The 5425-nt window shown below is 60.7% G+C and carries 6 protein-coding genes; 2 read left to right on the forward strand and 4 right to left on the reverse strand.

All coding sequences use genetic code 11. The features are described 5' to 3' along the window. Window positions 1-295 precede the first annotated feature (295 nt). The gene (locus ACXWUF_RS17705; protein WP_458495940.1) at window positions 296-1087 is read left to right on the forward strand and encodes a hypothetical protein; all 792 of its coding nucleotides are present in this window, start codon (window positions 296-298) and stop codon (window positions 1085-1087) included. Here ACXWUF_RS17705 and ACXWUF_RS17710 read toward each other — a convergent pair. The 4 genes from ACXWUF_RS17710 to yihA form a co-directional block, all read right to left on the reverse strand. Beyond that, window positions 1084-1536 (reverse strand): YiaA/YiaB family inner membrane protein, encoded by a 453-nt coding sequence (locus ACXWUF_RS17710; protein WP_458495941.1) that lies wholly within the window; start codon window positions 1534-1536, stop codon window positions 1084-1086. The two genes, ACXWUF_RS17705 and ACXWUF_RS17710, sit on opposite strands and share 4 nt — an antisense overlap. Before the next feature lie 183 nt (window positions 1537-1719). After that, the gene (locus tag ACXWUF_RS17715; RefSeq protein ID WP_458495942.1) at window positions 1720-3033 is read right to left on the reverse strand and encodes a TRZ/ATZ family hydrolase; all 1314 of its coding nucleotides are present in this window, start codon (window positions 3031-3033) and stop codon (window positions 1720-1722) included. Between the two features lie 264 nt (window positions 3034-3297). Continuing rightward, on the reverse strand, window positions 3298-3699 hold the full coding sequence (locus ACXWUF_RS17720) for a hypothetical protein (protein WP_458495943.1): 402 nt from the start codon (window positions 3697-3699) through the stop codon (window positions 3298-3300). A 295-nt stretch (window positions 3700-3994) separates the two neighbouring features. Next, the gene (gene yihA, locus ACXWUF_RS17725) at window positions 3995-4621 is read right to left on the reverse strand and encodes a ribosome biogenesis GTP-binding protein YihA/YsxC (RefSeq protein WP_458495944.1); all 627 of its coding nucleotides are present in this window, start codon (window positions 4619-4621) and stop codon (window positions 3995-3997) included. 187 nt (window positions 4622-4808) lie between these two features. Here yihA and ACXWUF_RS17730 point away from each other — a divergent pair, with 187 nt between their 5' ends. Beyond that, window positions 4809-5408, forward strand: coding sequence for a c-type cytochrome (locus ACXWUF_RS17730; RefSeq protein ID WP_458495945.1), 600 nt, complete (start codon window positions 4809-4811; stop codon window positions 5406-5408). Window positions 5409-5425: the final 17 nt, after the last annotated feature.

Genomic DNA, 5425 nt, shown 5'->3' on the forward strand with positions numbered 1-5425 from the left:
GCTAGCGAATCGTCCTCCAGAAAACGCCATATTCGGCCCTGACAGCCTCGTGGAATGGCATGGGAAAGTCCGAGGCTTAGCACGGCCAGAGGCTTTGTGCGGCTGCTACATAATTCCGGGGAAGTTTAGTGGCTTCGGCGAAGGCTTTTTCCAATAATTCGGTCATGTTATTGATACCTATGCTTAATACGGTTGTCCGAGATTTCACCGTGTTACCTTGCCCATGAAAACGGGTTGTCGCCCCAGTCCAGACGGTCGTATAGTCCCAGCCTCCCAAAGCTTCACAGTCTCCGCCATGCCCAGAAAACCGTTTCAACCGCGCCCGTCCGCGCCCTCGACCGCTGCATTACGTGCGTTCAAAGCCGCGACTGCGCCAGTGGCGGGCCGTCGGCCCGTTGTTTCCGAGACGGCGTTGCGGCGGGCGCTACGGGCCACCGGGCCACGGCAGGCCGATGGTTCCCTGACAGGGATGCTGCGCACCCAGGCCACGGCCCAAGCGCGGGGCTTCGCGCCGCGTGTTCTAGCCTCGCTGGCCCTAGTCGCCGTCGCTGGCGCAGGCTTTTCGCTGATTCATGGCGGATCGGCCTATCTCGCGCCCGCCGCCATTTTGGGGGCTTTAACCTGCGGCGCTGTCCTCTGGCGACAGGCGCGAGAAACAAGGTTCGGACATCTTAACGAACCGCTGGACTTGGCGGCGGAATTCGACCGGCTTGCCCACAGTCAGGAAACGGCTTGGCCGGAAACCGTGACGGAGGCCATGGCGGAATTACGCCAAACGCTGGCCCGGTTGCTGCCAATTTTCCCGGCGGCGTTGGATGATGGTTCGCTGGACCTTCAAGACGCCTTTTTCATTCGACAAACAATCCTTAGCTATCTGCCGGACGCCTTGAACCGCTTCGCGGAAATTCCCGCCGCCTACCGCCACCAGCCGCAAGCCACATCCGGGCGAACCCCGGAGCAGGCGCTAGCGGCGCAGATTACAAGCCTGACCCGCAAACTTGTCGTCATTGAATCAGGACTGGCCAGCGCCCGCGCCCGCCGCCTGGAGGTCCAGGCCCGCTTCATCGACCATAAGACGTCCAGTTAACCGGGCGCTTTCGCGCCGTTTTCCCCATACCGGGCCGTCTCGATCAAATCCGCCTCATAGCCATCACGGAGGGTTTTCGCCAGGGTAAAAGACGATGAAATCAGGAAAACCCAGGCGCACACCATATACCCCTTTTCCCATAAGCCGATATTCATCCGAAACAAACCCCAGCCCGTCAGTGAAATCGCGATCATAAAGGCGACCCAGACCTGCAAGCGCCAAGCGGCGGTATCCACCGGCTCGTGCTGATTGTCGCGCAACATTTTGGCCAAGGTAAACGCGGCGGACAGACAAAAGAAATAACCCACGGCGATGAACGCCCGGTCCAAGGATTCGCTCGGCATATGCCAAATCCCGAGGGCGCACAGCGCCACGGCGGCGAGGAAAGACCCCCATACCTGCGCCCGCCAGGCCGGGGTGTCGCGTCTGACGATTAAATTCGGTTCCATGTTTGCCCCTAGTTTGATTGGTTGGTTAATGGCAAGGCTTATGTAGCTAGCGCGAACCTTCATTTCCCGCAGAGACCAGTAGTTCGGCTATCCATGCCAATACTAGCTCAACCCATGTGCGCTTTGGAGAACGCGCCCTAACTCGCGAACGGTTTCCGCCGCACTTGGGTACGTCTTACACCATCACCCGGCAAACAGTTTCTCCCGCCACCCCGCCGCCTTCCGGCAAACTTCCCCGCTGTTCAAGGTCGTCAACTCCCGGTTCCGCAGCAAGCGCCGGCCCGCCACCCACACATCCGTGACCTGATGCCGACTGGCGGCATACACGAGGTCGGAAATGGGATGGAACAAGGGCTGGGTCTCGATGCCGTCCATCCGGATGGCGGTGATGTCGGCGGCTTTGCCGACTTCCAGCGAGCCGACTTCCGATTCCAGGCCCAGCGCCTTCGCGCCGTTCAGGGTCGCCATGCGGAGGGCGGTGTGGGCGGGAATGGCGCTGGCGTCACCGGACACGGCCTTGGCGAGCAGCGCCGCCATCCGCATTTCGCCCATCACGTCCAGATCGTTGTTGCTGGCCGCGCCGTCGGTGCCGATGGCGACGTTGACGCCCGCACTCACCAGCTTGGCGACCGGGCAAAAGCCACTCGCCAGCTTCAAATTCGACTCCGGGCAATGCACGACGCTAGCGCCGCTACTCGCCATCAATTCGATTTCCTCGTCGGTGAGATGGGTCATGTGGACGGCGACGAAGTGCGGGCCGAGCAAATCCAATTGCTGCAAGCGCTTGAGGGGCCGCATCCCATACTGCTTGCGGCTGCCCTCGATCTCGTCGGCGGTCTCGTGGACGTGCATGTGAATGGGCCGGTCCAATTCCGCCGCCAGGGTGCGCATTTTGATGAGCGGTGCATCTGACACGGAGTAGGGCGCATGGGGCGCGAAGGCCAGACTAATCAGCGGGTCATTAACCCATTCGTCGTGTAGCGCCAAGCCCTTGCTCAGATACTCGTCCGGCCCGCCCGCCCACGCGCTGGGGAAATCCACCAGGATCATCCCCGCCACCGCCCGCATCCCGCATCGCGCCGCCTGCCGCGCCGTCACGTCGGGGAAGAAATACATATCGTTGAAGCAGGTCACGCCGCCCCGGATCATTTCCGCCAAGGCGAGGTCGGTGCCATCCCGCACGAACGCCTCGCCCACCCATTTCTGCTCCAGTGGCCAGATGTGATCGGTGAGCCATTCCATCAGGGGACGGTCGTCGGCGATGCCCCGCAGCAAGGCCATGGCGGCGTGGGTGTGAGCGTTGACGAAGCCGGGAATCAAGGCGTGCTCGCCGAAATTTTCCTCGACGGCGGTGGGATATTTGGCCCGCGCCACATCCGCTGGTATCAAGTCGGCGATGCGTCCACCAGACAGGGCCAGGGCGTGGTTTTCCAGGACGGTTCCGTCCGGTTCGACCGGGATGATCCAACGGGCGGTCAGCAGGGTGTCGATGGACATGGTAAAACCTAGTATTTCGGTAGACTTTAGCACGGCGGGCCGGATGGCGCATCCGGTGGCGGATCGGCGCATTGTAAACGATGCGGGGCGCGGGTTTGCGGGTGGGCGGGGTAGGTGACTGGGCCTGTGCTTGGCTCGGGCCGGACGTAAAGCATGGAGGCGAATGTAGGTCAGGCTTTAGCCTGACTCCGCCGCCCCGTTTGATAGGGATCGGGCTAAAGCCCGACCTACAAAAAGACTGGGATGGCGGAGCGTTAGTGGGCGTTAAAAATCTTGGGAGGTCGTTTCGTTGGCCTTGTCGCGGTTGGCGAAGTAATACCAGCCATGGGAGGCCGCGATATAAAGCGCCGTCCCAGTCAATACCCCGGACACCGGCAGGTCATTGATTTCGCCATAGAACTTGGCACCCAGGCCGGTGGCGAGGAAGGTGTAGGCCATGAACAGCGCCTCAAAGTGACCGCCGCGCAGATAACAGAAGTACCACAGGCCGATTTCGCTGAAGACCAAATAACCGATGGCGATCAGGAGGTTATTGCGCAAAGGGCCGTACATGCCGTCCTCATCCGGGATGATGAAGTCGGGAAAATTGAACGCGGCGATGCCCCCCAGGATGGCTAGCCAGACGGAAAAATGGAAGTTGAAATTAATGAATTTGTTGATGTTCATGGTTTTGTCCGGTTGGGAATGAGTGGCGGGAACGGCCCGCCAGAACGATTCCTCCCGTCACGGCGGGGCACCCATTCGAGAAGCCGCTAGAAGGATAAGTTCCCAAGCCCGACCGGGTCTCTGAGTCGTTCCGAATGTGGAACTTTGCCAAACGGCCTAAGTCCTAGCGGATAAGTGTCGGGAACGACGCCGACTACTCATCACATCCTTTTGAGTAGTTCTGAACCCCGGTCTCCCCAACCGGGTACTCCTGCCCCGAAGCATCCCCCTTTGCTTCGGGGCTTTTTTTGGGCCTTTAGTCCAGCGCTTCGGCAGATTCCGGCGAGGCCAGCCAGTTGTCCAGCGTCGCATGAGCCTCTTCAACGCCCACCCGCTTCAACGCGGAAAACAATTGCAGGCTGACGGCATTGGCGCCATGGGCCAGGGCCAGCATTTGCCGAACCTTTTGCAAGGTGCCCGTGGCGGCGCCCCGGCTGAGCTTGTCCGACTTGGTCAGGAGGACGTGCACGCCCAGCTCATAGTGCAGGCACCACTCGATCATGCGCTGATCGAATTCCGTCAGCGGATGGCGGATGTCCATAATCAGGAACACGCCGCGCAGGCAGCGGCGCTGGCTCAAATAGCCTTCGATCATCGCCCCCCACGACTGCTGCGTGTCCACCGGCACCTTGGCGTAGCCATAGCCGGGCAGGTCCACCAGCCGCCGCTGGTTGTCCAGGCGGAAAAAGTTCAGCAATTGGGTCCGGCCAGGGGTTTTGCTGACTCTGGCGAGGGTCTTCTGTTGGGTGATGAGATTGATGGCGCTGGATTTCCCAGCGTTGGAACGGCCCGCGAAGGCCACTTCGGCCCCCAGGTCCGGCGGGGCGTTATTCAGGGCGGAGGCGCTCGCGACAAAACTGGCCTGATGATAGAGAGGATTCACTCGGGTAGTGCCTTGGGAAGTAATTGACTTTTCTAGTGTACCCGTATTTTATTGCGGGTTCGAAGGGTGCCGGGGCAAGACGCTTGTTCCACGCCGCCCAGGCTCCCGTCACGGCTATCGAGGGCGGGGGCTAGCGAATTACAATAAACCATCGACAACACTCCGCTTACGAATCGAGGTATCGGGCATGGGAACAATCAGGTTTTGGATTGGTTTGCTTCTGTTGAGCGGCGCGTCCGTGGCGCTGGCTCAGGGCGACGCCAAGGCGGGTAAAGAAAAGGCGGAAGCCTGCGGCGGTTGCCACGGCGAGGACGGCAACAGCAGCGCACCGATTTTCCCCAAGCTGGCGAGTCAGCACGCCTCCTTCATCGCCAAGCAATTACACGATTTCAAGAGCCAGAAACGCGCCGAGCCGACCATGAGCGCCCTGGCCGAGCCTTTGACGGACGCCGACATCGACGACCTCGCCGCCTATTACTCCCAGCAGAAGATCACCATCGAGAAGGGCGAGACGAACGCTCTGGGCGAAAAAATCTATCTGACCGGCAACCTCGCGACCAGCGTGCCGGCCTGCACCGGCTGCCATGGGCCGGGCGGCAACGGCAACCCAAAGGCCGTGTTCCCGCAGCTTAACGGGCAATACGCCGCCTACATCGAAAAGACCATGAAGGACTTCAAGACCAACGCCCGCAGCAACGATTTGAACGGCATGATGCACAAGATCGCCGTGCGGCTGACCGAGGAGGAAATCAGCGCGGTGGCGGACTACATCTCCACCCTGGATTAAGCCCCGCGCCGTTTCGA

This window comes from Methylomagnum sp., from assembly GCF_054333355.1.